The sequence below is a fragment of the Streptomyces sp. ITFR-6 genome (assembly GCF_031844725.1).
Taxonomy (GTDB): Bacteria; Actinomycetota; Actinomycetes; order Streptomycetales; family Streptomycetaceae; genus Streptomyces.
Genome location: NZ_CP134612.1, coordinates 1,760,031 through 1,785,029, shown reverse-complemented (window position 1 = coordinate 1,785,029; position 24,999 = coordinate 1,760,031). Strand labels below are relative to the sequence as shown.

Below are 24,999 nucleotides of genomic sequence, written 5' to 3'. Positions count from 1 at the left end.
GCAGTCACAGATAGTGAGCAAGAAGAGCAACATGAGTAAGCGGTATACGGCCGAGTTCAAGCGGGACGCGGTCGCCTTGGCGATGTCCACGGACAAGACGGTCACCGAGGTCGCGATGGATCTGGGCGTGAGTCCGGAGGGGCTGCGCGGGTTGGTGAAGCAGGCGAAGACCGACCGCGGTGAGGGGCCTGCGGGGGCTTTGACCACTGCGGAGCGTGAGGAGCTGGTCCGGCTGCGGCGGAAGGTCCGCGAGCAGGAGGCCACGATCGAGGTTCTGGGAAAAGCGACCGCCTTCTTCGCTCAGGACAAGATGAGGTAGACACCGCGGCACGGTGTCGTTTCATCGATGCGGAGAAGGCATCGGACGGCAATCCCACAGGTCACAGCGTTTCGTTCCTGTGCCGTGCGCTGGGGGTGCCACGTTCCACCTACTACGCGCACCGGGCCTCGGAGCCGACCCGGGTGGTGCGGGAGCGGGCCGAGGAGGCGCTGGTGGGCGAGATCCGGGTACTGCATGCCGGATCTCGCGGCGCCTACGGGGCCCCGAGGATCCACGCCGCCCTGCGGCGGGCCGGGCGGGCGGGCGGTGAACTCCAAGAAGGTCGAGCGGCTGATGCGCAAGCACCGGATCGCCGGGATCACCCGCCGCCGGCGTGGGGGCCTGACCCGGCAGGCGAAGCGGGCAGTGTTCGCCCTCGACCTGATCGGCCGGGACTTCACCGTACCCCGGACCGGAATGCGGCTGGTCGGCGACATGACCGAACTGGTCACGCTGGAAGGGAAGTTGTATCTGGCGACCTGCATCGATCTCGCGACGCGGGAGGTGATCGGCTGGGCGATGGCCGACCATCACCGCGCCGAGCTGCCGGTCACCGCCCTGCGGATGGCCGCAGGACGTGGCGGCCTGGAGCATGGATGCGTCATGCACACGGATCGCGGCAGCGAGTACACCAGTGACGAATTCCGCACCGTCATACGCAAGTCGCGCATGACGCAGTCGGTGGGCCGTGTCGGATCTTGTTACGGTAATGCCGCCGCGGAAAGCTGGTTCGCCATCGTGAAAGCGGAGGTCGGGACGACCGTGTGGGAGACCCGCGAGGCTGCCCGGGCCGACGTTTTCCGCTATATCGAGGTCGAGTACAACCGCAGCCGACTCCGCCGGCACCCCGACTACGGATACGTCACCCCGCTCGAAACGAGATCCCTACTCAGGCAGAACCTCGGTCAGGCAGCGTAAACACCCGCTGCCCAGCCCGCGGGGGGAACTTCAGCTCGGGTGACGCCACGGATGTCGCGCTCGCGCACCACGCGGGCTACGCCCTTGCGGTTCGCCCGCCGCCCGAGGCGACGCAGCTCGGCGTGGACGCTCGGGACACCGTAGGTACGGTGGGAGGCGAGGTGCGGCACGGTGATTTCGTGCGCGAGTGCGTCGTCGGCGGCCTGGCGCCTGCGACGGGCGGCTACGCCCTCGCGCCAGGCGTAGCAGGAGGAGCGGGCCACATGCGGGACCCCGGCACAGCAGGGTGATGGGGCAGTTCGCCTTCTCCGCATGGATGAACCGGTACAACTCGCTCACCGGTCGTTCTCCTTCACGAAGAAGGCGGTCATTTTTTCAGGATCTCGATCGTCTGCCGCTGTTCGCGGTTCTCCTTGCGCAGCCGGCGCAGTTCGTCGCGTTCGGCGTTGGTCAGCTCGCCCGGGGCGCCCTCACCCCGGTCGGCTTTGGCCCGGCGGTACCAACCGCGCAAGGACTCCGAGCTGATGCCCAGCTCCTCGGGCGACCGCGGTGACCGTCTCGCCCGAGGAGTCGTCGAGCGCGATCGCGTCCCGCTTGAACTACTCGGTGTACCGCTTCGTGTATGTGCTTCCCACCTGGTGCTACTTGCTCTGGAACCTCAAGATCCCAGTCTCCAGGTGTCCACGATCAAGGGGAAGCTTCAGCCTATCGCGGTCTCAGTCCCGCAGGATGAGATCCGCGGCGATCCAGCCGACCGCCATGGTCGGGGCGGCGGTGTTTCCGGAAAGTTGGAAGGGGATGACGGAGGCGTCCACGACCCGGAGTCCATCGACACCCCGGACACGCAGTTCGGCATCGACCACGTCATCGTCGGCCGGGCCCATGGCGTTCGCCCCGACGGCGTGGTAGATCGTCGCACCCGTGTTCGTCGCGTACTCCAGTGCCTGCTCGGGAGTCGAGACCGCAGCTCCGGGATACTCCTCTGCGGCGATCAAACGTGCGAGCGGCCCCTGGGCGAACACCTCGCGTGCGTGATCAAGGATCGTAGAGGTCACTTTACGGTCGGTCTCCGTCTGGAAATAGCCCGGTGTGATGACCGGAAGGTTCTCGGGCAGGCGTCCACTGGCGTGGATAGAGCTGCGGCTTTCGGGTCGTAGCTGGTATCCCATCATCATGATTCCGCCGTGCTTGGCGAGCTTCATCGCCGCAGACGAGGTGTCCAGCGCGAGAGGGACCCAGGCTGCGGCGATATCGGGCCGATCGACATCCTGGGTCGACTTGAACTGCGAGGTCACGTCGTAGCCGGCCGTCGAGATCGGTCCGCGGTGCGTCAGCAGGTACTTGACCCCTTGGGCGCCCTGCTTCGGGATCGAGTTCAGCTCGGTCGTCGGCCCGATCGGTTCCTTAAAACGTACTTGCATCGCCACACCGTGCTGCTCGACGACGCGTTCGCCGACATTCGGACTCTCCACGACAGGAGTGATACCAGCGGCGCGCAGTACTTCGGGACTGCCGATGCCGGATCGTTCGAGTAGCAACGTACTCTCGATCGTCCCGGCGGAGACAATCACCTCGCGCCGAGCCCGGAAGTCTTGGACCCTGCCGCGAACCGAGGCCCGCACGCCGATGACGCGCCTGCCGTCGAACTGCAGATAGCCGACGCGTGCACCGGTCATGACCGTCAGGTTCTTGCGCCGACGGACCGGGCGCAGGAACGCGGTCGCCGAACTGACACGCCGGCCGTTCTTCACCGTGGACGGGGTAAAGCCGATCCGCTCGTCCTCGGCCGCGTTGAGATCTGCGACACGGCGCCAGCCGGCGGCCTGGCCCGCCTCCATGAGCGCGTCGGTGACCGGTTCATGGGGTTCGTCGATCGAGATGCCCAGCGGACCGCCTGCTCCACGCAGCTCCGACGGCCCGAGTTGGTGGTCCTCCATCGTACGGAAGGCGGCGAGGACGTTTGTCCAGCCCCAGTGGCCCGCGCCAGTATGCTTCTCCAGCGCGTCGAAGTCCGCCCGCGAGCCGCGGCTGTACATCATTCCGTTGACCGTCGTCGAGCCCCCCAGCACCTTCCCCCTCGTCCACGTCTCCGAAGCGGAACCGCCCGTGATCGGCTGCGTCGGATAGTGATATGTGTACCGGCTCCCGTTCAGGGTGAAGAAAAACCCCTTCGGGATGGAGTGCAGAGGGTTGGCGTCGATCGGCCCATATTCCAGTAGCAGTACCTGACTCTCCGTGTTCTCCGACAACCGGTTCGCCAGCACCGCACCTGCGGCACCCGCGCCGACGATGACGTAGTCGTAGTCCATGAGCTTCACACCTTTCAGACGATAATTCCCACCGTAAACCCAGACAGGCGACAACCCCCACCGCGATCTGTGCCGAGGGGCCACGCCGCCGGTTTCGGGGGGTGTCTCTATGTCCTTCGTCAAGTGAAGCGAGGCGTTCTGTGTTCGTAGAAGGTGCCGTCGCGGAGCATCGCGAAGAGGACGCTGATGCGGTGGCGAGGCGGAGGAGGGCTTGTGTGTGGGTCTTTCCTCTGGCCCGGCATTTGGCGTAGTAGGTGCGGGAGGTGGGGTCGTGCAGGGCGGCGAACGCGGAGAGGAACATCGCGCGTTTGAGCTGCCGGTTGCCGCCGCGTGGTGCGTGTTCGCCGTGGATCGAGGTCCGGATTGTCGGGTGGTCGGGGCGAGGCCGGCGCAGGAGGCGAGGTGGGCGGCGCTGGGGAAGTTGGTGCCGTCGGTGACAGTGGTCAGCAGGACTGCGGCGGTCCTGACGCCGACGCCGGGTTCCCCGGTCAGGACCTGGGAAAGAGGGTGGGCCCCCAGCAGGGTGATGATCTGGGCTTCCATCGCCCGGCGCTGGGTGTGGACGGCAGCGAGTGAGCGGGCCGGGGACGGGACCACGATGTCGAGGGTGCCGGTGCCGGTGCCGGTGCCGGGAACGGTCTGCTCGTCCAGGGCGTCGAAGACGTCGTCGATCAGCCGGGCGGCCATGCGTGGGACCTTGGGCCGGATCAGCTCGACGAGTCTGCGCCGGCCAGCTTTGCGCAGGGCGGCCGGGGATCCGCAGCGCTTCAGCAGCCAGGTGGCGGCCCGGTGGTCCAGACGCGGACCGAGGGCGCGTTCCAAGCAAGGCAAATGACCCCGAAACTCAAGATTCCTGACAGAGTCTCTCACGGGAACACCGGGACGGACAGGCCAGCTCTGTTCCCACTGCAAGCGCAAGACGGACAGGCGAGCTCTGTCACCTGGGCTGCTGTGCGGCCCTGAGGGACCGGAACTCGGGCGGCGTCTGCGTGCAGCGTCGGCCGCTCCTGAGTCCGGCACGCGCCGTCAGGGCTGGGGGGAGATGTCGATGACGACCTTTCCGCGGACGTGTCGGGCTGCCTGGATCTCGACGGCCGCGCGGATGTCCTCGACGGGGTAGGTCGCCGCGATGGGTACACGCAGGCGGCCTGTCGCGACAAGGCGCGCGATGTTCTCCAGGGCGTCGGGCGCGGCGTTTGCGCCGTTGGCAGTGGGAATGCCGTCGATCTGGCCCGCGATCGTGCAGATGCGGTTATCCGGGACTTCCAGCTCGCGCGCGACGTGCACGGTGTCCGTTCCGTGCAGGTCCAGGGCTGCCGTGACGGCGCCCGCAGCGAGGTTGCGGACCCTGTCCGCCAGGCCCTCTCCGTACGCGACCGGTTCGGCGCCGAGGCTTCGCAGGTACTCCGCCGACGACGGTGACCCGCTCCCGATGACGCGTGCGCCCGCGATCCGTGCCAGCTGGACAGCGAACACGCCGACCCCGCCGCCCGCGCCGCCGACCAGTACCGTGTCTCCGGGACCGAGGTCCAGGACGTCGAGAGCAGCGGACGCGGTGCCGCCCGCGATCGAGAGCGTGGCGGCGGTGCGGTTGTCGACGCCGTCCGGGGTGTGGTGCGCAATACCGCTGGCGATGTGCCCGTCCGCGTCGAGGACGACGTAGTCGGCGATCGCCCGGGACAGGGCCGTCCCGAACACACGGTCACCGACCGCGTAGCCGTTCACACCGTCACTGACCTGGTCGACGACTCCGGCGTAGTCGGTCCCGAAACCGCAAGGAAGGCTCAGGCCGAACCGTGCCGCGGTCTCGGCGTCGGAGGTCATGAACCAGTCCATCGGGTTCAGCCCGGCTGCTGACACGCGGATGCGGATCTGCCCGTCGCCCGCCTGAGGTTCAGGCACGTCCTTGAGGGCCAGGGCATCCGGGCCGCCGAACGAATCGAGCAGGACAGCCCTGCTCAGGCCGTCTCGGGATGCGTCGTCGTGTTGCCGCATGTGTTACCAGTTTCCTCGTGTCCATGGAGTCATCTAAAGCGGACTATGCTCCGCTTGCACAGTCCACCATAACCGGAGCGTGATCCCTTTGGTGAGTTCGAAGCCGCGGGCGCCGCGGGCCGACGCCGCCCGCAACCGCGAACGGCTGCTTGAGGTCGCGACACGCGTGCTCGCCTCGCCCGATACCGAGACGTCCATGCGCGCTATCGCCCGCGAGGCCGGTGTCGGTATCGCGACGCTCTACCGCCACTTCCCGACGCGCGAGTCCCTCGTGGAGGCCGTCTACAGCGACCAGGTCGTCCGCCTCACGAACGGCGCCCAGGACTTGCTCGCCCACGAGGCACCTGCCATTGCGATGAGACACTGGATGGACCTCTTCGGCAACTGGATCGCGACGAAGAACGGCATGCTCGACACCCTGCTGACCCTGATCGAGTCCGGCGCGGTCGGCCACGCCCAAACCAGGGACCAGCTCCTGAGCGCGATATCGACGATCCTCGACGCAGGCCGCGCAGCCGGCGACCTCCGGCCCGACATCACCGCCGAAGAGATCGCAGCCTGCCTGATCGGAATCTTCACCGTCGCGCATCAGTCCGGCCACGCGGTCACAGCCGGACGCCTTCTGGACATCCTCCTGGATGGCCTTCGGCCTCATTAGCTGCTCGCCGGTCGACCGTTCGCCAGCGCTTCGGTTTGCCAGCCGAGAAGGATCGCGCGGAGCGCCTGTTCGGCGAGGCGGCGGGCGCGATCGCTGCCTACGTTGCCGAGGTAACTGAGCGACGCGATGCCGTACAGCGTGCCCCAGAGGATCTCGCAAGCCTGGTCGAAATCGGCCAGGACCACGTCGTGTGCGGCCGACCAGAAGGTAAGCAGCTCCTTGAGGACGTCGATGGCCGGTTCCGCGACGCGTCGGCGTTCTTCCGCGTCGACCACCGGGTCGTTCATGACCTGGAAGAGGTGGGGGTGCTCGCCGGCGAACCGGACGTACTGCGACGCAATGCGCGTCATGCGCCGGTCCGCATCGGACTCCTGCACCGTTTGGCGGAACTCGGTCAACATCAGGTGGTGACCGTACGCGACCAGTTCCAGAACGAGCGCATCCTTGTTGGCGAAGTGCTGGTAGACGACGGGAGCCGAGTATTCGACGTCGGTGGCGATGCGCCGGATCGTGAGGGCCGCGATGCCCTCGGTCTCGAGGACGTGCAGCGCGGCCCTGATGATCCGCTCGCGGGTGTTCGCACGTTCGCGGGCCCGTCTTGTGCTGGTCGGCATGGTCTGTCACTTCGCTTCGATGGTGTTCTCGAACAGTACTGAACTTGAATGTGTGATGTCGGCTTGATCGTGTCAGCTGTCAGGGTCGGGCCGGTGCCTATACGGAAAGTGGAAGACGGTCAGCCAGGCCTCGTTCGCGGCGATGAAGTCCTTCATCTGCGGCATGAGATGGGTGCGCAGGTTGTCCCGGACCGGGACGATGGGGCCGTTGAGCTGGTTGTGCGCCCGCACGATGAGGTCGCGGTAGTCCTGCCAGGTAAATCCTTTGGGTTCGCCCTTGCGGCCCCGGTGGCCGCGGAAGCTGTAGATCAGCCGGGAGCGGTCTCCGGGGTGGAAGCGAACCATTCCCGCCATCGAACCCGTCCGGAACCGCTGCCCCGGACGTGCACGACCGGTGTCCGGTGGACCCGGCCCCAGGACCTCGCGCGTGGCGGCCTCAGCGACTGGCTGGCCTCGTCCTCGCAGACGGTCCAGGCCCCGCGGGCCGCCGCCGTACTTTCACCTGCGGCCACACCTCCTTCTTCCACAACTCCACGGCTTCGTCGTCACGTTCGATCGCCCGGCGGGCCGGCTGCTGCCACGACCAGCCATGCCGCTTCAGCAGCCGCCATGTCCCCTCCACCGTGTAGCTGACGTGGAACAACCGCCCGATCAACGTCTTCACCCGCGCCGGCGTCCACCGCTGATCCACCCAGCCATGAGCAAGCGGACCACGCTCCAACTCACGCTCCAACTCGGCGATCTGGTCCGTGGACAGCCTCGGGCGACCTGGTGAGCCCTTCGACCGGACACCCTCCTCGCCGGACTCCCGCCACTGACGGCGCCAGCGCTCCACCGACCGTTCACTGACCCGCAGCCCGGCCGCGATCTCCCGGTTCTTCGCACCGCCCTCGAAACGACCGACCGCCTCCAGCCGGATCCGCTCTCTTGCAGCCCTCTTGGCGTCGGTCAAACCGCCGCCCTGCGCGTATCTCACACGCCCACAGCTACCGACCGACTCAGCCGCTGTCAGGCGAACGGCCCGACATTACCCAATCAAGTTCGTAGTCACTGTCTTGACCGCGCCGGCGACGCGTGTCATAGTTAACGGCGTTAGAAAATTTAACGACGTTAGGAACGGGTGTTTCGTCATGATTTACCACATCAACAGAGTCACGATGAAGGCCACTGCGACGCCTGAGCAGATCGAGGAGGTGCTGGAGAGCTGGCGCGATCAGGGCCGGTCGAACCCCGCAATCAAGTCCTACGTCGTCGGCCGCGACCACGGCGGCGACTACACGTACGGCGCGGTGTTCGTCGTCGAACATCTCGACGGGCTCTTCGCCTACCTGACGCATCCGACCACCTACCAGACCGACCACCTCGGGCTGCACCTGGTCGAACGGCTGGAGATCTTCGACGTCAGTGACGACGACCCCGACCTGGACGCCAAGATTCAGGAACTGCACCGGCGCCGCAACGAGCTCAACCCGCAGATCGCCGGCCTGCTCGCCGACGTGCCCACCTATACCGGCTCCGGCGTGGACGACTGACCGATAACCCGGAGAAGGAGAAACGTCATGGCCAAGCACGTCATCATCGGTGCCGGTTCCATCGGTACCAACGTCGCTCGCCTGCTCGCCGAGCGCGGCGAGAGCGTCCGGATCGTCACCCGCAGCGGCTCCGGCCCCGAGCACCAGCTGGTCGACAGGGTCGCCGCAGACGCGTCCGACCCGTCCCGCCTGACCGAGCTGTCCCGCGGCGCCGAAGTGATCTACCACTGCGCCAATCCACCCTCCTACACGGTGTGGGAGCGCCTGTTGCCGCCCCTGCAGACGGCGGCCATCACCGCCGCCAAGGCAAACGACGCCGTCCTCTCGCTGACCGGCAGCCTTTACGCCTACGGCCCGCAGCCCGATGGCCGGATGAACGAACACACCCCCATGGCCGCCACCGGGCACAAGGGCCGCCTGCGCAGGCGCATGTGGGAACAGGCCCTCGCCGGGGGGATCCGTACCGTCGAGGTCCGCGGCTCCGACTACATCGGCAAGGACGCCAACGGCATCTACTCCCTGCTCATCAAGTCGGCCCTGCAGAAGGGGAAAGCGGCCTGGATCACCGGCCACCTGGACATGCCGCATACCTTCACCTACAACGGCGACATGGCGCAGGCCCTCATCACGCTGGCCTCGGAAGAACGCGCGTGGGGCCGACCCTGGCACGTGCCGTCTCCCCCGGCCGTCACCATTCGCGAGCTGGCGCGGCGCTACGCCGTCGCGGCGGGCCGGCCACCGGTCAAACTGATCCAGATGCCGCGCTCCGTGACGCGTACGGCCGGGCTGATCGTGCCGATCGCCCGCGAGATGGCCGAGATGGACTACCAGTGGTACGCGCCGTTCCACATGGACGCGACGGAGACCGCCGAGACCTTCGGCCTGACCGCCACCGACATCGATTCCGCCGTCCGCGACGAGGTCGGCTGAACTCCCGCCGCCACACCGGCAGGCCGACAGCATGGCCGCCGACACCGTGAACGTCCGTGATCACGGCACCAGCGGTGGGGCTATAAAACGTTTGGGTCTGGCCCGTAGTCGGTGGTGACGCCGAGTGGCCATCCGCGATCATGATCTTGTGATGGATGTCAACTCCCTTGTCGGGACGGCGTTTTCCGGGCTGTCGGTGCTCGTCGTCGAGGACGTGGTGGACGGTGGTGACGCAGTGCTGGTCACGGCCCGCACGCGGGATGTGGCGGTGCCGTGTCCGGACCGGCAGCTCGAACCTCCTGGTCCGCTACCTCAACCAGGGCCGCGCCGAAGGTGACCGCCCCGTCACCACCGCGCGCCACGCCGGCCGCCTCCTGCTCACCGACCCCGAAAACCTGCACCCGAAGGAAACGACCCTGCTGGAGAAGATCGCCGCGGCCTGCCCGGAGATGACCGCACTCGCCGATCTCATACGCGGCTTCGCCGCCCTGCTGAAACCAGGCGAGGACAACGACGTGAAACTCACCGAGTGGATCACGGCCGCCCGCGCCGTCGATCTGCCCTATCCGCGCAGCTTCACCAATGGCCTCGAAATCGACCGGCCTGCCGTGGACGCCGGCCTCACGTTGCCCTACCACAACGGCCGCACCGAGGGCGTCAACACCCGCACCAAAAGGATCATGCGGCAGATGCACGGACGCGCCGGATTCGATCTCCTCCGCCACCGCATCCTCCTGCCCTGACAGACACCCAGCGTCACCACCGACTACCGGCCAGACCCGCTCTTTTGACAGACCCTCCCGGGGCTGAACCCCTGATCTCGGATGTCCGTCAAAGCGGATCAAGCCCACCGTAACGCAGCGCCGGGTACACGTACTCGTCCAGGTCGAACGTGGTGACGATGACGACGCGCGGGTTCGCCGCAGTCTTCGGGGAGAGGAGGCGGCGGGTGACCTCCAGACTGTCGAGCCGGGGCATCCGGATGTCGAGGAGGGCCACATCGGGCCGCAGGGCGTCGGCCGCCTCCAGGGCTGCGACACCGTCCGCCGCCTCGCCCACCACCTCCACGTCCGGCTGGTGCTCCAGGATGCGCCGCATCCCGCGGCGCACCATGTCCTGATCGTCGGCGAGAAGTACGCGAATCGTCACGACCGGCCGTTCTTCCAGCCCGGGCCACGAGACCATCCGCTCCGCCCGCAGGTCCCGGCGCGCTCCGGCAGGGTGCCGCGCCCCGTCCACCTGGCCGGTGTCCTGATAAGGCCGGACAGTAGAGTTCGGGTGCGTCAGCCCCCGAACACCGAGGTATCGTCCGTGACTCCCGAACCCGCCGCACCCTCCGTTCCGCCGCCGGTGAGCGTCGTGGGGATCGGAGCCGACGGATGGTCCGGACTGCCCGAGGCGTCGCGCTCCGCACTCATCGGCGCACAGGTCCTGATCGGCGGCGAGCGCCAGCTCGGCCTGCTCCCGCCGCGGTGCGCGGGGCGGCGCGTGGCCTGGCCCTCGCCGCTGCGGCCCGCGGTTCCCGGCATGCTCGCCGCGCACGCGGGGAGCAGGATCGCCGTGCTGGCCAGCGGTGACCCGATGTTCTACGGGATCGGCCGGGCCCTGACCGAAGTGCTCGGCGCCGACGGGCTGCGGATTCTGCCGCACCCCTCGTCCGTGTCCTACGCCTGCGCCCGGCTCTGCTGGCCCCTGGAGGACACCGAGGTCGTCACCCTGGTGGGCAGGCCCGCCGCCCGGCTCGCGGCCGCCCTGTACGAGGGCCGCCGGCTGCTGGTCCTCAGCGCGGACGCGAGCACCCCCGCGCTGGTCGCCGGGCTGCTGCGGGAACACGGCTTCGGGCCGAGCACGTTGCGCGTCCTGGAACAGCTCGGGGGCGAGAGCGAAGCGAGCACCGAAGGCACCGCGGACACCTGGGCCCACCCGCCCGGCGACCCGCTGAACGTGATCGCCGTCGAATGCCGCCGGGCCCCCGACACCCCGCACCTCGGCGCCGTACCCGGCCTGCCCGACGACGCGTACGAGCACGACGGCCAGCTCACCAAGCGCCACATCCGGGCCGCGACCCTCGGCGCGCTCGCACCGGCACCCGGCGAACTGCTCTGGGACGTCGGCGGCGGCTCCGGGTCCGTGGCGATCGAGTGGATGCGTGTCCACCCCTCGTGCCGTGCGATCAGCGTGGAGCGCGACCCCGTGCGGGCGGAGCGCATCGCGCGCAACGCCGGACAGCTCGGGGTGCCCGCCCTGCGCGTGGTCACCGGCCGGGCCCCGGACAGCCTGGCCCGACTGCCGTCGCCCGACGCCGTGTTCATCGGTGGCGGGCTGACCGTGCCCGGCCTGCTCGACGCCTGCTGGGAAGCGCTGCCGGTCGGCGGCCGGCTGGTCGCCAACACCGTCACGCTGGAATCCGAGGCGGTGCTCACCGAGTGGTACCGCCGGCACGGGGGCGAGCTGGTCCGCCTCGCCGTCGCGCACGCCGTGCCGGTCGGCGGCTTCACCGGCTGGCGGCAGGCGATGCCGGTGACCCAGTGGTCGGTACGCAAGCCCCCGGCGGACGCGGGCGCGGAATCCGCAGCGCACACCCGTACAGAACATTCAGGAGACAACAGATGACCGTGTACTTCATCGGCGCGGGTCCGGGCGCGGCCGACCTGATCACCGTGCGCGGCGCGCGGACGCTCGCCGCCTGCGGGGTGTGCCTGTACGCGGGCAGCCTGGTGCCCGCCGAACTCCTCGCCGAATGCCCCCCGGACGCCAGGCTGGTGGACACCGCGCAGCTCGACATCGACCGGATCACGGCCGAGCTGATCGGCGCGCACGAGGCCGGTCACGACGTGGCGCGGCTGCACTCGGGCGATCCCTCGGTGTTCAGCGCGGTCAACGAGCAGATGCGGCGCCTCGACGAGGCGGGCGTGCCCTACGAGGTGATTCCGGGCGTGCCCGCGTTCGCGGCCGCCGCCGCGGCACTCAAGCGGGAGCTGACCGTCCCCACGGTCGGCCAGACCGTCATCCTCACCCGGATCGCCAACCGGGCCACGGCGATGCCCGAGGGGGAGGACCTCGCGACGCTGGGCCGCAGCGGGGCCCTGATCGTCCTGCACCTTGCCGCCAGGTACGTGGACCGGGTCGTCGCGGAACTGCTGCCGCACTACGGGACCGACTGCCCCACCGCCGTCGTCGCCCTCGCCTCCCGCCCCGACGAACTCATCCTGCGCGGACCGCTCGACGGCATCGCGGAACAGGTCAAGGCGGCGGGCGTGATCCGTACCGCCGTCATCATGGTCGGCCGCACGCTCGGCGCCGACCAGTTCCGTGACAGCCACCTCTACTCGCCCGGACGCGACCGGCACGCCTGCTGACGCACCCCGCACCCCGCACCCCGCACCCCGCACTCCGCGCCCCTCGGCATCGGGCGGCGGGTCAGCGCACCGCGCTGCGCCCGACGACCGTGCCCGCCCGGTCGACGCAGATGACATCGACGGCGACCGGCGAGCCGCGCAGTACCGTCAGCGCCTCGTCCCGCGCGGCCACCGCCACCAGGTCCCCGAGGGGGACGCCGGCCGCCTGGCAGGACCGGAGCGCGGCGAGGCCCGTGTTCGCCGCGGCCACCTCCGCGGCCAGGGCCTCGTCCGCGCCGCCCCGCCGGGCCAGTCCGGCGAGGAAGGGCCTGTCGACCTGGGAGCGGGCCGAGTGCAGGTCGAGGTGGCCGGCGGCGAGCTTCGACAGCTTGGCGAACCCGCCGCAGATGGTCAGCCGGTCCACGGGATGACGGCGCACGTACTTCAGCACCGCACCCGCGAAGTCCCCCATGTCGAGCAGGGCGATCTCCGGCAGCCCGTACTCGGCCACCACGGTCTTCTCCGACGTCGAACCCGTGCAGCCCGCCACATGGGTGTGGCCGGCGGCGCGGGCCACGTCCACGCCCCGGCGGATCGAGTCGATCCACGCCGAGCAGGAGTACGGCACCACGACACCGGTCGTGCCCAGGATCGACAGGCCGCCCAGAATGCCCAGGCGCGGGTTCCAGGTCGAGCGGGCGATCTCCTCGCCGTGGTCGACGGACACGGTGACCTCGACGTCCCCCGTCCCCCGGTGCGCCTCGGCGACCCGCGCGAGGTGCTCGCGGATCATCTGCCGGGGCACGGGGTTGATGGCGGGCTCGCCCACATCGAGCGGCAGGCCGGGCAGGGTGACCGTGCCCACCCCTGGCCCCGCCCTGAACACCACACCGGAGCCCGGCGGCAGCCGCCGGACGGTGACGCGTACGAGAGCGCCGTGCGTGACGTCCGGATCGTCCCCGGCGTCCTTGACCACCCCGGCGGTCGCCCGCTCCCCGGCCAGCTCCTCCACCGCCAGCGCGAACGCCGGGGTCTGGCCCCGGGGGAGGGTGATGGTCACCGGGTCGGGGAAATCGCCGCTCAGCAGGGCGGTGTACGCGGCCGTGGCCGCCGCGGTCGCGCAGGCACCGGTCGTCCAGCCGGGCCGCAGACCGGTGTGTTTGAGTTGGGCGCTGCGCCCGCCCTTCGCCTCACCCACGGATGGACCTCATGCACGTACTCGTACTCGGCGGAACCACGGAGGGCCGCCGCCTCGCAGAGCTGCTGGTGGCGGCACTGCCCGAGGACGCCCGGGTGACCAGTTCGCTCGCGGGGCGCGTGGCCGGCCCCAGGCTCCCGCCGGGCGAGGTGCGCGTCGGCGGGTTCGGCGGCGCCGAGGGCCTTGCCGCGTGGCTGCGCACGCACCAGGTGGACGCGCTCATCGACGCCACCCATCCTTTCGCCGGGACGATCAGTTTCAACGCGGCGACAGCCGCCTCGGCTGCCCATGTTCCCCTGCTGGCACTGCGCCGCCCCGGCTGGGTGCCCGGCCGTGGCGACGACTGGCACCCGGTCGGCTCCCTGGAGGAGGCCGCACGCGCACTGCCCGCGCTGGGGCGGCGCGTCTTCCTCACCACCGGACGCATGGGACTGGCCGCCTTCGCCGGGCTGGACGACCTGTGGTTCCTGATGCGGTCGGTCGACGCACCCGAGCCGCCGTACCCCGCCCGGATGGAGGTCCTGCTCGACCGGGGACCGTTCGGTCTCGACGGGGAGCGGGAGCTGATCCGCCGCCACCGCGTCGACGTCCTCGTCACGAAGGACAGCGGCGGCGCCGCCACCGCCCCCAAGCTCGCCGCGGCCCGCGAGGTGGGGATCCCGGTGGTCGTGGTGCGCCGGCCACCGGTCCCCGAGGGGATCGCGGTGGCCGATACCCCGGAGCGGGCCCTCGACTGGCTGCGCGGGTCCGGCGGCGGCCGGACCGGGGATCAGCCCTCCGGGTAGCGGCGCGGCGTCCAGACGATCTGCCGCCCGTCCCCGCGCCGCACCCACCGCGTCTGCGAGGACCCGACGATCAGGATCGTGCGCATGTCGACCTCGGCCGGGTCGAGATCGGCCAGCCGCACGGTGCGTACGCTCTCGGCCGGTCCGCCGACGTCCCGGCCGAGCACCACCGGGGTGTCCGGCGAGCGGTGCTCCAGGAGCAGGTCGCGCGCCTTGCCGACCTGCCAGGTCCGGCTGCGTGAGCCGGGGTTGTACAGCGCGAGCACCAGGTCCGCCGAGGCCGCGGCGCGCAGCCGCTCCGCGATGACCTCCCACGGCTTGAGCCGGTCGGAGAGCGAGATCGTGGCGTAGTCGTGGCCCAGCGGGGCCCCCGCCCGCGCGGCCGCCGCGTTGGCCGCCGTCACGCCCGGCAGCACCCGTACCGGCACGTCCGCGTACCGGTCCTGGGAGGCCGTCTCCAGGACGGCCGTCGCCATGGCGAAGACCCCCGGGTCCCCGCCGGACACCACGGCCACCCGCCGTCCGCGACGCGCCAGGTCCAGGGCGAACTCGGCGCGCTCCGACTCGACCTTGTTGTCGGAGCCGTGCCGGGACTGCCCCGGCCGGACCGGCACCCGGTCCAGATAGGTGGTGTAGCCGACCACGTCGTCGGCGGCGGCCAGCACCCCGCGCGTCTCGGGCGTCAGCCACAGCGGTCCGGCGGGCCCGGTGCCGACCACGGCGACCTCGCCCCCGCCCGGAGTCTCCTCGGGACGCGGCGCGTCGATCCTGCTGGGCAGCACGGCGACCGCGAAGTACGGCACGGAGCCGGCGTCGATCCCGGCCAGCTCGCCCGTGCGCTCCCCGGCCATCGTGGCGCGTTCCACGTAACGGGCCTCCGGCAGCCGCCCCGACGCCTCGAAGGCGCGGCGCACCGAGGGGAACGTCCGGCCCAGCTTCATCACCACCGCGGTGTCCGTGGCGGCCAGCCGGGCGGTCAGCTCCTCCTCCGGCAGGGTGCCGGGCAGGATGGTCAGCACCTCCTCGCCCTCGACGAGCGGGGTGCCGAGCCGGGCGGCCGCCGCGCTGACCGAGGTGACACCGGGGATCACCTCGGTGGGGTAGCGGTCGGCGAGCCGCTTGTGCATGTGCATGTACGAGCCGTAGAAGAGCGGGTCGCCCTCGGCGAGCACGGCGACCGTGCGCCCCGCGTCGAGGTGGACCGCGAGGCGGGCCGCCGCCTCGGCGTAGAAGTCGTCCAGCGCGCCCCGGTAGCCGCCCGGGTGGTCCGTGGTCTCCGTCGTGACGGGGTAGACCAGGGCCTCTTCGATGTGGTCGGGGCGGATGTGCCCGGCCGCGATGGACCGGGCGATCGACCGTCCGTGCCGGGCGCTGTGATAGGCGACGACATCGGCCTCCGCGATGACCTGCACGGCGCGTACGGTCATCAGGGCCGGATCGCCGGGGCCGAGCCCGACTCCGTACAGCCGGCCGTTCTTCTGCTCGCTCACGCTTACTCTTCCTCGCTGGCGATCGCGTTGAGGGCGGCGGCCGCCATGGCGCTGCCGCCCCGCCGGCCGCGCACGATCAGATGGTCGAGCCCGGACGCGTGTGCGGCCAGGGCGTCCTTGGACTCGGCCGCGCCGATGAAGCCGACCGGCACACCGATGACGGCGGCAGGGCGCGGCGCGCCCTCCTCGATCAGTTCGAGCAGCCGGAACAGGGCGGTGGGCGCGTTGCCGACGGCGACGACCGCGCCGTCCAGCCGGTCGCGCCACAGCTCCAGGGCGGCCGCGCTGCGGGTGGTGCCGAGTTCCGCCGCGAGAGCGGGCACCGCCGGGTCCGACAGGGTGCACACGACCTCGTTGCCGGCGGGCAGCCGCTTGCGGGTGACCCCGCTGGCGACCATGGCCACGTCGCACAGGATGGGCGCGCCGGCGCGCAGCGCCTCGCGGGCACGGGCCACCACGTCCGGGGTGAAGGCCAGATCGCGTACGAGGTCGACCATGCCGCAGGCGTGGATCATCCGGACCGCCACCTGGCTCACATCGGCGGGCAGTCCCGACAGATCGGCCTCCGAGCGGATCGTGGCGAAGGACTGGCGATAGATGGCCGGTCCGTCCTTCTCGTACTGGTGCACAGTGCTGTCGCTCTCTTCATCGGGCATGGAAAGGGTCGGTCGGGTCCGGGGAACGGCCGGCCGGTGTGGAACGGCCGGTGGGAAAGGTCAGGTGCCGGGGCACGGGGCGGGGCGCTGCTCGGCCAGGCCGCCCCGGGCCGCGGCCACGGCCGCCGCGAGTGCGGCCGGGCTGTCGGGGACGGGCCGCGGGGCGTGCCGTTCACCGTCGCGCACCAGGGAGACCCGGTAGCCGTCCGGGGCGGCGACGACGTCGACCCACGAGCCCCGGGGATGGCCGCACCGGCGTGCGCACCCCGACCAGTACACCGGCAGCGTGCCCACGGGCCCCAGGGCCGCCGTCGCCCCGGCCCGGACATCGGCGAGGGACTTGGCGCAGCCGGGACGCCCGATGCAGGCCCCCACCCCGGTCCAGGGGGAGCGGACCCCGGTGATCAGGCCGGCGGCCGCCAGCGCCGCCAGCTCCGCCGCTGCCCGTGCGCGCGCCACGCCCGGTACGACGACGCCGCGCCAAGGGGTCAGCCGCAGCTCGCCGCCGTCACCCTCCCGTTGCCGGGCGGCGCGGGTCAGCGCCCGCCACTGCTGCGCGCCGACGCGGCCCAGGGGTACGCCGACGGACAGCGCGACCGTCTCGTACGGGCCGTCCACGATGCCGGGAGCGGGAGCAGCGGACGGCGAGGGGCGTACGGGTCCGGCGGTGCGCGTGGCGTGGATTCCGGCCTGCCCCAACCGCCGGACCACCTGGTCCAGCAGGATCCCGGCGTCCGCGCGCAGTTCCGTCACCCGCCAGACGCCGGAGCCGCGCGCGATGTCCAGGAAGGTCTCCGCGGCGATCAGCGCGGCCCGAGGAGCGTGCTCACCGGGTATCCGCAGCACGGTCCCGTCCTGGCCGGTCCCTGCCGGGCCGGTCCGCAGAGCGGCGTCCCCGTCGGCCCGTGCCAGGAGCGTCACATCGGCGCCGAGCGCGTCCACATCGCCGCGTCCGTCGTCGAGCGCGAACAGGAACCGGCCCGACAGCTCGGTCGTCAGGTCACTCGCGCACACCAGCTCGTCCAGCGCCGACAGCCACGGGCGGATGTCCCGCCGCCCCCGGCCGTCGAGCCCGGACAGCGGGGAGGCCACGATGTTGCGGACGCGCTCGTGGCGCTCAGAGGGCAGCAGCTCCGACTCAGCCATGCGGGAGGCCAGTTCGCCACCGCAGTCGGGGCGCAGACCGCGCAGCTGCACATTGCCGCGCGAAGTGAGATGCAGCTCACCATCGCCGAGCCGCTCCGCCAACTCCCGCACCACATCGGCCTGGGCCGTGCTCAGTACCCCCCCGGGGATCCGGACCCGGGCCAGCGCACCGTCGTCCGCCCGGTGCAGCCGCAGCGTGCCGGGGCAGGCGTCACCGCGGTCACGGACGGACGCGGCTCCTGTGGGCACGGGCAAAGTGGCTGGCGGGGGCATGGCGGCGAGCATACCGACCATCTCATCAGATCCGTATGCCTCCCAGTTCTTGACCGCCCCTTACTATGCCTAGTGCCGCGTCAGCACGGGAAAACCCTTGGCCGAGGCGGTGTACGGACGGGCCAGCCGGCCCGTCGTCGCCACCGACGGCGACAAGGGGAGGAAGCCCGGTGCGATTCCGGCGCGGTCCCGCCACTGTGATCCCGGCCGCACCGGCCGGGTAAGTCAGGAACTCCCTTCCCCGTGCCCCTCGGCCCGTCCGAGCAGGGGAGTCCCATTCCGACACCGCCCGGGGCGTGGATACCCCGAGGAAGGCCAGACGCCGCATGATCCTGCTCCTGTCGACGTCAGACACCGACCTGCTCAGCGCCCGCGCCTCCGACGGCCCGGTCGCCTACCGCTACGCGAACCCCTCCCGGCTCCCGCTCCAGGACCTGCCGCAGCTCCTGGAGGGCACGGACCTGGTCGTCGTACGCCTGCTCGGCGGGGTCCGCGCCTGGCAGGACGGCCTCGACCAGGTGCTGGCCACCGGCCGCCCCGTCGTCGTCCTCACCGGCGAACAGGCCCCCGACGCCCAGCTGATGGCCGCCTCCACCGTCCCGATCGGCATCGCCGCGGAGGCCCACGCCTACCTGGCACACGGCGGCCCCGGCAATCTGGAGCAGCTCGCCCGCTTCCTCTCCGACACCGTCCTGCTCACCGGCCACGGCTTCGAACCGCCCGCCCCGGCACCCTCCTGGGGCCCGCTGGAGCGCACGCCCCGCGCGACGGACGGCCCCACCATCGCGGTGCTCTACTACCGCGCCCACCACATGAGCGGCAACACCGCGTTCATCGACGCCCTGTGCGGCGCCGTCGAGGACGCCGGCGGCCGCGCCCTGCCGCTGTTCGTCGCCTCGCTGCGCACACCGGAGCCCGAGCTGATCGACGCCCTGCGGGGCGCCGACGCGATCGTGACCACGGTGCTCGCCGCGGGCGGCACCCGGCCCGCGGAGGCGTCGGCCGGCGGTGACGACGAGTCCTGGGACGCAGGCGCCCTGACCGGCCTCGACGTGCCCATCCTCCAGGCGCTCTGCCTCACATCCTCCCGGTCCGACTGGGAGGACAACGACGAGGGCGTCTCGCCGCTGGACGCCGCGAGCCAGATCGCCGTCCCCGAGTTCGACGGCCGTCTCATCACGGTGCCGTTCTCGTTCAAGGAGATCGACGAGGACGGCCTGCCGGCGTACGTGGCCGACGCCGAGCGCGCCGCCCGGGTCGCCGGGACCGCCGTGCGCCACGCGCGGCTCCGTCACATCCCGAACGCGGACAAGCGCCTCGCCCTGGTGCTGTCCGCGTACCCGACCAAGCACTCCCGGATCGGCAACGCCGTCGGACTCGACACCCCGGCGAGCGCCGTCGCCCTGCTGCGCCGGCTCCGCGCCGAGGGGTACGACTTCGGTGACGAGGAGGTGCCGGGGCTCGCCTCCGGTGACGGCGACGAGCTGATCTACGCCCTGATCGAGGCGGGCGGCCACGACCAGGAGTGGCTCACGGAAGAGCAGTTGGCCCGCAACCCGGTCCGTATCCCGGCCGCCGACTACCGGCGCTGGTACGCGACGCTGCCGGCCGAACTCCGCTCGGCCGTCGAGGAGCACTGGGGCCCCGCTCCGGGCGAGATGTTCGTGGACCGCTCGCGCAACCCGGAGGGCGACATCGTCCTGGCCGCCCTGCGCCGGGGCAATCTGCTCATCCTCATCCAGCCGCCGCGCGGCTTCGGAGAGAACCCGATCGCGATCTACCACGACCCCGATCTGCCGCCCTCGCACCACTACCTGGCCGCCTACCGCTGGATCGCCGCCGCAGTGGACGACCACGGCTTCGGCGCCGACGCGATGATCCACCTCGGCAAGCACGGCAACCTGGAGTGGCTGCCCGGGAAGAACGCCGGGCTGTCCGCCGCGTGCGGGCCCGACGCGGCGCTGGGCGACCTCCCGCTCGTCTACCCGTTCCTGGTCAACGACCCGGGCGAGGGCACCCAGGCCAAACGCCGCGTCCACGCCACCCTGGTGGACCATCTCGTACCGCCGATGGCCCGCGCGGAGAGCTACGGCGACGTGGCCCGGCTGGAACAGCTCCTGGACGAGCACGCCCAGATCGCGGCGATGGACCCGGCGAAGCTCCCGGCGATCAGGGCCCAGATCTGGACCCTGATCCAGGCCGCGAAGCTCGACCACGACCTGGGCCTCGAAGACCGTCCGGAGGACGAGGGCTTCGACGAGTTCATCATGCATCTCGACGGCTGGCTCTGTGAGATCAAGGACGCCCAGATCCGCGACGGCCTGCACGTCCTGGGCGGCGCACCCGCCGGAGCCGACCGGGTCAACCTGGTCCTGGCGATCCTGCGCGCCCGCCAGATCTGGGGCGGCACCACCTCCCTGCCCGGACTGCGCGAGGCGCTCGGCCTCGACGAGTCGGCGGCCACCCGCACCACCGCCGACGAGGTGGAGGAGCGGGCCCGCACCCTGGTCCAGGCGATGGAGGACGCGCACTGGGCGCCGGAGGCCGTGGCCGGGGTCGCCGCCGGACACCCCGGTCCCGTCGCCGACATCCTGGACTTCGCGGCCCGCGAGGTCGTGCCCCGGCTGGCGGACACCACCGACGAACTCGACCACACCGTGCACGCGCTGAACGGCGGCTTCGTCCCCGCCGGCCCCTCCGGCTCCCCGCTGCGCGGCCTGGTCAACGTCCTGCCGACCGGCCGCAACTTCTACTCCGTCGACCCGAAGGCGGTGCCCTCCCGGCTGGCCTGGGAGACCGGACAGGCGCTGGCCGACTCCCTGCTGGAGCGCTACCGGACCGACAACGGCGACTGGCCCACCTCGGTCGGCCTGTCCCTGTGGGGCACCAGCGCGATGCGTACCGCAGGCGACGACGTCGCGGAGGCCTTCGCGCTGCTCGGCGTCCGCCCGGTCTGGGACGACGCCTCGCGCCGGGTCACCGGGCTTGAGGCCATCCCGGCCGCCGAACTGGGGCGCCCGCGCATCGATGTGACGCTCCGCATCAGCGGCTTCTTCCGCGACGCGTTCCCGCACACCATCGGCCTCCTGGACGACGCGGTCCGGCTTGCCGCCTCGCTGGAGGAGCCCGCCGAGCAGAACCACGTACGGGCGCACACCCAGGCGGACCTGGCCGCGCACGGCGACGAACGCCGCGCCACCACCCGTATCTTCGGCTCCCGCCCCGGCACCTACGGCGCCGGACTGCTCCAGCTCATCGACTCGCGGGACTGGCGCACCGACGCGGACCTGGCCGAGGTCTACACCGTCTGGGGCGGCTACGCCTACGGCCGCGAACTCGACGGACGCCCGGCCCGCGAGGAGATGGAGACGGCGTACAAGCGCATCGAGGTCGCGGCCAAGAACACCGACACCCGCGAGCACGACATCGCGGACTCGGACGACTACTTCCAGTACCACGGCGGCATGGTGGCCACCGTGCGCGCGCTCAAGGGCACCGCCCCGGAGGCGTACATCGGGGACTCCACCCGGCCGGAGACCGTCCGGACCCGCACCCTGGTCGAGGAGACCTCGCGCGTCTTCCGGGCCCGCGTCGTCAACCCCAAGTGGATCGAGGCGATGCGCCGCCACGGCTACAAGGGCGCCTTCGAGCTGGCCGCCACCGTCGACTACCTCTTCGGCTACGACGCCACGACGGGGGTGGTCGCCGACTGGATGTACGACAAGCTCACCGAGACCTACGTCCTGGATCCGGCCAACCGCGAGTTCCTCCAGCGGGCCAACCCCTGGGCCCTCCACGGCATCGCGGAACGCCTCCTGGAGGCCGAGTCGCGCGGCATGTGGGAGAAGCCGGACCCGGAGATCCTCGCCGGTCTGCGCCAGGTCTTCCTGGAGACCGAGGGCGACCTGGAGGGCGAGGACTGAGCCACCGGCCGCACCGGCCGCCGTACGGATGACAAGGGCCCCGGCCGCTCGCGCGGCCGGGGCCCTTGTCCGCGTCCAACTCCGTTGTCAGTGCCTCCCCATAGAGTTCAGTTATCACTCGGGGAGCTTCGGAGAAGGAGCGGAAACGTGTCCGCCAACAGGATTCAGCACAAGGTGAATCACGTCGCGCTGGTCGTCGACTGTTCGGGTTCCATGCGCCCGCACCAGGGCCAGCTCATTCGTGTCGTGGACGAGTTCGTGGCCGGCCTGAAGGCCGAATCGGACAGCCTCGGCCATGAGACCCGGATCAGTCTCTATTCCTTCGACCACAGAGTGGAGAACCTGGTCTGGGACATGGACGTGAAGCATCTGCCGTCCATGCGGGGGCTGTACAGGGTCAACAACGGTGCCACGGCCCTTATCGAGGCCTCCTTGAAGTCCCTGGACGACCTGGGCCATATCTGGGAGGAATACGGCGAGCACAGCTTCCTCCAGATCGTTGTGACGGACGGCGAGGAGAACGCCTCCGGCGGCGACCGGCGGCACGACGGCGACATGGCCGTCCTCGGTCCCTGGCTCGACAGGATCACGGCGAAGATGGGCGGGCTCCCGGGCCACTGGACGTCCGCGATCCTGGTGCCGAACTCGCTGGCGAAGCGCACCGCCCAGAACTACGGCTTCCCGGCGGGGAACATCGCCATCTGGGACGCGGACTCCCAGGAGGGTGTCGAGGAGGCGATCGGCACCGTGCGCGCCGCCGCCACCAGCTTCCTGCGGGGCCGCGAGCAGGGCGTGCGCGGCACAAAGAATCTGTTCGCCGTGGGACAGGACATATCCGTTGACGAGGTACGGGCGAATCTCGAACCGATACCCGCCGACAAATACCGTCTCCTGAAGGTCGACAAGGAGATCGAGATCCGGCCCTTCGTCGATTCGCATCCGGGTGTGACGTACGAACGCGGCTCTTGCTATTACCAATTGGGCGCCCGGGTCCAGGTCCAGCCCGACAAGGAAGTCGTCGTGGTCGAGAAGGACACCGATCGCGCCTATAGGGGTGACGCGGCGCGCAGCCTTCTGTTCGGTACGGGTATCCACGGAACGGTCTCGGTGAAGGCGGGCAGCAATCCCGAACTGGAGGTCTATGTGCAGAGCCGCTCCGTGAACAGGAAGCTCAAGCCGAAGACGCGGCTGCTCATCATGCTCTGAAACCCCGTTCGGCGCGCCGGTCAGGCGGTGGCCGGCCGCAGTCGGACGGGCAGGGTCTGGTGGCCGTTACTGATGAGAGAGTGCAGCGGCTTCAGCTCGGCGGCCGGCACGGCGAGTTCGAGGTACGGGAAGCGCTCGAACAGCAGACGCAGCGCCGCGGCGATCTCCATACGGGCGAGCGGGGCGCCGAGGCAGAAGTGCACGCCGTGCCCGAAAGCGAGGTGCTCGGAGGACGGCCTGGCGACGTCGAAGCGGTCGGCGGACTCGCCGTGCCAGTCGGGGTGGCGGTTGGCCGCCGCGTAGGAGACGAGGATCGCCTCTCCGGCCCGGATCGTCTGTCCGTCGGGCAGCGGCAGGTCCTCCAGCGCGCAGCGCAGCGGGAGGTGCTTGACGGCGGACTCCTACCGCAGGGTCTCCTCGACGACATCGCTCCGGTCGGCCCGGCCGGCCCGGATGTGGGCGAGCTGCTCCGGGTTGGTGAGCAGGGCCGTGATGCCATGATCGATCCCGTTTGCCGTCGTCTCGTACCCGGCGCTGATCATCAGCAACAGGGTGTCGCGCAGTTCGGCGTCGGCCATCGCGCCGCCGTCGCCCTCGGTGTCCCGGGCGGCGATGAGGAGCGAGGTCATGTCGTCGCCCGGTGCGGCGCGCTTGGCATCGATCAGTTCGTCGAGCAGCTTGTACAGGGCGGCCGCGTTCGCCGCGGCCTCGTCGGCGGCGAGCGCGGTGGAGAAGACTCCGTCGACCACGCTGCGGAAGCCCTGGCGCTGGTCGTCGGGGACGCCCATGAGCCGTCCGATCACGGCGATCGGCAGGGGATAGGTGAGCTCCTCGCGCAGGCCGACGCTCTCCCCGGCCGGCCGGGACTCGATGGAGTCGAGGAGGGCCGTGACGATCGCCTCGACGGTGGCCGCCATGGTCTGGACCCGGCGGGCGCTGAACGCCGGGGCGACCATGCGCCTGATCGTGATGGGAGCGAGCGCCTTCGACGCGTACGAGCATGAGGACGCGACCCGGCTCCTGCGCTTCGGCCGCTGGTGCGCCGAGCGGGCCGATGACTGGCACCTGAGGGCCTCCGCTCTCAACTGGCTTGCCCGGCAGTCAATTTGGTGCGGCATGCCGGACGAAGGGCTCACCCACGCGGAGGACGGGCTGGTGCGTGCGGACCGGCTCACGCCCCGCGAGCAGGCGATGCTGCACAACGCCCGTGCCAGGGCGTGGGCGAGGATGGGGCGCCCAGGCCAGGCCCTGACGGCCATCGGCCGGTCCGACGAGGTCTTCGGCCCGGCCAAGGGGGACGAGGACTCGGTCTGGATGAGCTTCTACGACGATGCCCAGCATCACGGCGACACCGGGTACGCCGCCTTCGATCTGGCGCTGCTCTCCGGGCAGTCACCCGCGGTGGCGACGGCCAGACTCACGAAGGCGGTTCACGGGTACGCCGACGTCTATGTGCGCTCGCGCGCCCTCTCCGGAACGAAGCTCGCCACACTGATCATGGCGACCGGGGACCCGGAGGAGGCTCTGCCGGTGGCGCACCGGGCCCTGGACGAGGTGGCGCGCCTCCGCTCCAACCGCGCGGTCGAGGACGTGATGAACCTGTCGAAGGAGTGCCGGCGGCACGCCGGCGACGCGGAAGTCGCAGCCCTGCGCGAACGGATCGCGGCCACCGTGCGTTTATGACCGTCCCGCACACCGTGCCCGGGTGC

General features: G+C 70.7%; 22 protein-coding genes, 5 pseudogenes and 1 riboswitch. Of the genes and pseudogenes, 13 read left to right on the top strand and 14 right to left on the bottom strand.

Translation table 11 applies throughout. The features are described from left to right. Positions 1–31 precede the first annotated feature (31 nt). The 3 genes and pseudogenes from RLT59_RS07970 to RLT59_RS07965 all read left to right on the top strand — a co-directional run bounded on the left by RLT59_RS07970 (position 32) and on the right by RLT59_RS07965 (position 1,237). A complete protein-coding gene (locus tag RLT59_RS07970; protein ID WP_311302772.1) occupies positions 32–319 on the top strand; it encodes a transposase in 288 nt (95 codons plus the stop codon). 95 nt (positions 320–414) lie between these two features. Next, positions 415–534 (top strand): annotated as a pseudogene (locus RLT59_RS39325) (hypothetical protein); the annotation flags it as partial. After that, positions 515–1,237, top strand: coding sequence for an IS3 family transposase (locus RLT59_RS07965; protein WP_311302771.1), 723 nt, complete (start codon positions 515–517; stop codon positions 1,235–1,237). The pseudogene RLT59_RS39325 and the gene RLT59_RS07965, both read left to right, overlap by 20 nt. Here RLT59_RS07965 and RLT59_RS39320 read toward each other — a convergent pair. From RLT59_RS39320 to RLT59_RS07945, 5 genes and pseudogenes are all read right to left on the bottom strand, one after another. Beyond that, a complete protein-coding gene (locus tag RLT59_RS39320) occupies positions 1,225–1,551 on the bottom strand; it encodes an IS3 family transposase (protein WP_399125019.1) in 327 nt (108 codons plus the stop codon). The genes RLT59_RS07965 and RLT59_RS39320 overlap by 13 nt on opposite strands. A gap of 53 nt (positions 1,552–1,604) precedes the next feature. Continuing rightward, positions 1,605–1,748 carry a hypothetical protein gene (locus RLT59_RS07960; RefSeq protein WP_311302770.1) on the bottom strand — a complete coding sequence of 48 codons (144 nt, stop codon included), beginning with the start codon at positions 1,746–1,748 and terminating at the stop codon, positions 1,605–1,607. Between the two features lie 205 nt (positions 1,749–1,953). Next, positions 1,954–3,546, bottom strand: coding sequence for a GMC family oxidoreductase (locus RLT59_RS07955; RefSeq protein ID WP_311302769.1), 1,593 nt, complete (start codon positions 3,544–3,546; stop codon positions 1,954–1,956). Positions 3,547–3,665: 119 nt separating this feature from the next. After that, a pseudogene (locus RLT59_RS07950) lies at positions 3,666–4,374 on the bottom strand (transposase); the annotation flags it as partial. A 198-nt stretch (positions 4,375–4,572) separates the two neighbouring features. Next, a complete protein-coding gene (locus RLT59_RS07945) occupies positions 4,573–5,541 on the bottom strand; it encodes an NADP-dependent oxidoreductase (RefSeq protein WP_311302767.1) in 969 nt (322 codons plus the stop codon). Between the two features lie 91 nt (positions 5,542–5,632). On the opposite strand from RLT59_RS07945, the gene RLT59_RS07940 reads away from it, so the two are divergent. Then, positions 5,633–6,199, top strand: a complete 567-nt coding sequence (locus tag RLT59_RS07940; protein WP_311302766.1) for a TetR/AcrR family transcriptional regulator — start codon at positions 5,633–5,635, stop codon at positions 6,197–6,199. Here the strand turns inward: RLT59_RS07940 and RLT59_RS07935 are convergent. The 3 genes from RLT59_RS07935 to RLT59_RS07925 all read right to left on the bottom strand — a co-directional run bounded on the left by RLT59_RS07935 (position 6,196) and on the right by RLT59_RS07925 (position 7,789). Then, complete coding sequence (locus RLT59_RS07935; RefSeq protein ID WP_311302765.1) at positions 6,196–6,813, bottom strand: TetR/AcrR family transcriptional regulator; 618 nt, start codon at positions 6,811–6,813, stop codon at positions 6,196–6,198. The genes RLT59_RS07940 and RLT59_RS07935 overlap by 4 nt on opposite strands. 72 nt (positions 6,814–6,885) lie before the next feature. Next, on the bottom strand, positions 6,886–7,167 hold the full coding sequence (locus RLT59_RS07930) for a hypothetical protein (protein ID WP_311302764.1): 282 nt from the start codon (positions 7,165–7,167) through the stop codon (positions 6,886–6,888). 82 nt (positions 7,168–7,249) lie between these two features. After that, entirely contained in the window at positions 7,250–7,789 is a 540-nt protein-coding gene (locus tag RLT59_RS07925) for a winged helix-turn-helix domain-containing protein (protein ID WP_311302763.1), read from the bottom strand. Between the two features lie 154 nt (positions 7,790–7,943). Here RLT59_RS07925 and RLT59_RS07920 point away from each other — a divergent pair, with 154 nt between their 5' ends. The 3 genes and pseudogenes from RLT59_RS07920 to RLT59_RS07910 form a co-directional block, all read left to right on the top strand. Continuing rightward, a complete protein-coding gene (locus RLT59_RS07920; protein ID WP_311302762.1) occupies positions 7,944–8,345 on the top strand; it encodes a Dabb family protein in 402 nt (133 codons plus the stop codon). A 27-nt stretch (positions 8,346–8,372) separates the two neighbouring features. Then, the gene (locus tag RLT59_RS07915) at positions 8,373–9,275 is read left to right on the top strand and encodes an SDR family oxidoreductase (RefSeq protein WP_311302761.1); all 903 of its coding nucleotides are present in this window, start codon (positions 8,373–8,375) and stop codon (positions 9,273–9,275) included. 281 nt (positions 9,276–9,556) lie between these two features. After that, positions 9,557–10,018, top strand: a pseudogene (locus RLT59_RS07910) (transposase); the annotation flags it as partial. 106 nt (positions 10,019–10,124) lie between these two features. Here RLT59_RS07910 and RLT59_RS07905 read toward each other — a convergent pair. Then, a pseudogene (locus RLT59_RS07905) lies at positions 10,125–10,424 on the bottom strand (response regulator transcription factor); the annotation flags it as partial. Positions 10,425–10,586: 162 nt separating this feature from the next. On the opposite strand from RLT59_RS07905, the gene cbiE reads away from it, so the two are divergent. Beyond that, the gene (gene cbiE / locus RLT59_RS07900) at positions 10,587–11,888 is read left to right on the top strand and encodes a precorrin-6y C5,15-methyltransferase (decarboxylating) subunit CbiE (protein ID WP_311302760.1); all 1,302 of its coding nucleotides are present in this window, start codon (positions 10,587–10,589) and stop codon (positions 11,886–11,888) included. Further along, positions 11,885–12,634 (top strand): precorrin-4 C(11)-methyltransferase, encoded by a 750-nt coding sequence (gene cobM / locus RLT59_RS07895; RefSeq protein ID WP_311302759.1) that lies wholly within the window; start codon positions 11,885–11,887, stop codon positions 12,632–12,634. The genes cbiE and cobM overlap by 4 nt, the downstream gene beginning before the upstream one ends. A gap of 61 nt (positions 12,635–12,695) precedes the next feature. On the opposite strand, the gene RLT59_RS07890 is transcribed toward cobM, so the two are convergent. Next, complete coding sequence (locus RLT59_RS07890) at positions 12,696–13,811, bottom strand: cobalt-precorrin-5B (C(1))-methyltransferase (RefSeq protein ID WP_311302758.1); 1,116 nt, start codon at positions 13,809–13,811, stop codon at positions 12,696–12,698. An 11-nt stretch (positions 13,812–13,822) separates the two neighbouring features. Between RLT59_RS07890 and RLT59_RS07885 the strand changes: the two genes are divergently transcribed. Beyond that, the gene (locus tag RLT59_RS07885) at positions 13,823–14,596 is read left to right on the top strand and encodes a cobalt-precorrin-6A reductase (RefSeq protein WP_311302757.1); all 774 of its coding nucleotides are present in this window, start codon (positions 13,823–13,825) and stop codon (positions 14,594–14,596) included. Here RLT59_RS07885 and RLT59_RS07880 read toward each other — a convergent pair. The 3 genes from RLT59_RS07880 to cobG all read right to left on the bottom strand — a co-directional run bounded on the left by RLT59_RS07880 (position 14,581) and on the right by cobG (position 18,173). After that, positions 14,581–16,086, bottom strand: coding sequence for a precorrin-2 C(20)-methyltransferase (locus RLT59_RS07880; protein ID WP_311302756.1), 1,506 nt, complete (start codon positions 16,084–16,086; stop codon positions 14,581–14,583). The genes RLT59_RS07885 and RLT59_RS07880 overlap by 16 nt on opposite strands. A 2-nt stretch (positions 16,087–16,088) precedes the next feature. Then, positions 16,089–16,715, bottom strand: coding sequence for a precorrin-8X methylmutase (locus RLT59_RS07875; protein WP_311307646.1), 627 nt, complete (start codon positions 16,713–16,715; stop codon positions 16,089–16,091). 87 nt (positions 16,716–16,802) lie between these two features. Then, on the bottom strand, positions 16,803–18,173 hold the full coding sequence (gene cobG, locus RLT59_RS07870) for a precorrin-3B synthase (protein ID WP_311307645.1): 1,371 nt from the start codon (positions 18,171–18,173) through the stop codon (positions 16,803–16,805). Positions 18,174–18,320: 147 nt separating this feature from the next. Continuing rightward, positions 18,321–18,396: riboswitch (cobalamin riboswitch) on the top strand. A gap of 91 nt (positions 18,397–18,487) precedes the next feature. Here cobG and cobN point away from each other — a divergent pair. Both cobN and RLT59_RS07860 read left to right on the top strand, forming a co-directional pair. Further along, positions 18,488–22,084, top strand: a complete 3,597-nt coding sequence (gene cobN / locus RLT59_RS07865; RefSeq protein ID WP_311302754.1) for a cobaltochelatase subunit CobN — start codon at positions 18,488–18,490, stop codon at positions 22,082–22,084. 147 nt (positions 22,085–22,231) lie between these two features. Then, positions 22,232–23,290, top strand: a complete 1,059-nt coding sequence (locus RLT59_RS07860; RefSeq protein ID WP_311302753.1) for a vWA domain-containing protein — start codon at positions 22,232–22,234, stop codon at positions 23,288–23,290. Positions 23,291–23,310: 20 nt separating this feature from the next. Here the strand turns inward: RLT59_RS07860 and RLT59_RS07855 are convergent. After that, positions 23,311–24,255 (bottom strand): annotated as a pseudogene (locus RLT59_RS07855) (cytochrome P450); the annotation flags it as partial. Here RLT59_RS07855 and RLT59_RS07850 point away from each other — a divergent pair. Continuing rightward, positions 24,179–24,973, top strand: a complete 795-nt coding sequence (locus RLT59_RS07850; protein WP_311307997.1) for an NsdA family TPR-like regulatory protein — start codon at positions 24,179–24,181, stop codon at positions 24,971–24,973. The pseudogene RLT59_RS07855 and the gene RLT59_RS07850 sit on opposite strands and share 77 nt — an antisense overlap. Positions 24,974–24,999: the final 26 nt, after the last annotated feature.

What these genes read in the sequence shown, in the direction of transcription:
- RLT59_RS07970 (WP_311302772.1), top strand. Translation starts at nt 32, where the DNA reads ATGAGTAAGCGGTATACGGCCGAGTTCAAGCGGGACGCGGTCGCCTTG.
- RLT59_RS07965 (WP_311302771.1), top strand. Translation starts at nt 515, where the DNA reads ATGCCGGATCTCGCGGCGCCTACGGGGCCCCGAGGATCCACGCCGCCC.
- RLT59_RS39320 (WP_399125019.1), bottom strand. Translation starts at nt 1,551, where the DNA reads ATGCGGAGAAGGCGAACTGCCCCATCACCCTGCTGTGCCGGGGTCCCG.
- RLT59_RS07955 (WP_311302769.1), bottom strand. Translation starts at nt 3,546, where the DNA reads ATGGACTACGACTACGTCATCGTCGGCGCGGGTGCCGCAGGTGCGGTG.
- RLT59_RS07945 (WP_311302767.1), bottom strand. Translation starts at nt 5,541, where the DNA reads ATGCGGCAACACGACGACGCATCCCGAGACGGCCTGAGCAGGGCTGTC.
- RLT59_RS07935 (WP_311302765.1), bottom strand. Translation starts at nt 6,813, where the DNA reads ATGCCGACCAGCACAAGACGGGCCCGCGAACGTGCGAACACCCGCGAG.
- RLT59_RS07930 (WP_311302764.1), bottom strand. Translation starts at nt 7,167, where the DNA reads ATGGCGGGAATGGTTCGCTTCCACCCCGGAGACCGCTCCCGGCTGATC.
- RLT59_RS07920 (WP_311302762.1), top strand. Translation starts at nt 7,944, where the DNA reads ATGATTTACCACATCAACAGAGTCACGATGAAGGCCACTGCGACGCCT.
- RLT59_RS07915 (WP_311302761.1), top strand. Translation starts at nt 8,373, where the DNA reads ATGGCCAAGCACGTCATCATCGGTGCCGGTTCCATCGGTACCAACGTC.
- cobM (WP_311302759.1), top strand. Translation starts at nt 11,885, where the DNA reads ATGACCGTGTACTTCATCGGCGCGGGTCCGGGCGCGGCCGACCTGATC.
- RLT59_RS07885 (WP_311302757.1), top strand. Translation starts at nt 13,823, where the DNA reads ATGCACGTACTCGTACTCGGCGGAACCACGGAGGGCCGCCGCCTCGCA.
- cobG (WP_311307645.1), bottom strand. Translation starts at nt 18,173, where the DNA reads ATGCTCGCCGCCATGCCCCCGCCAGCCACTTTGCCCGTGCCCACAGGA.
- cobN (WP_311302754.1), top strand. Translation starts at nt 18,488, where the DNA reads ATGATCCTGCTCCTGTCGACGTCAGACACCGACCTGCTCAGCGCCCGC.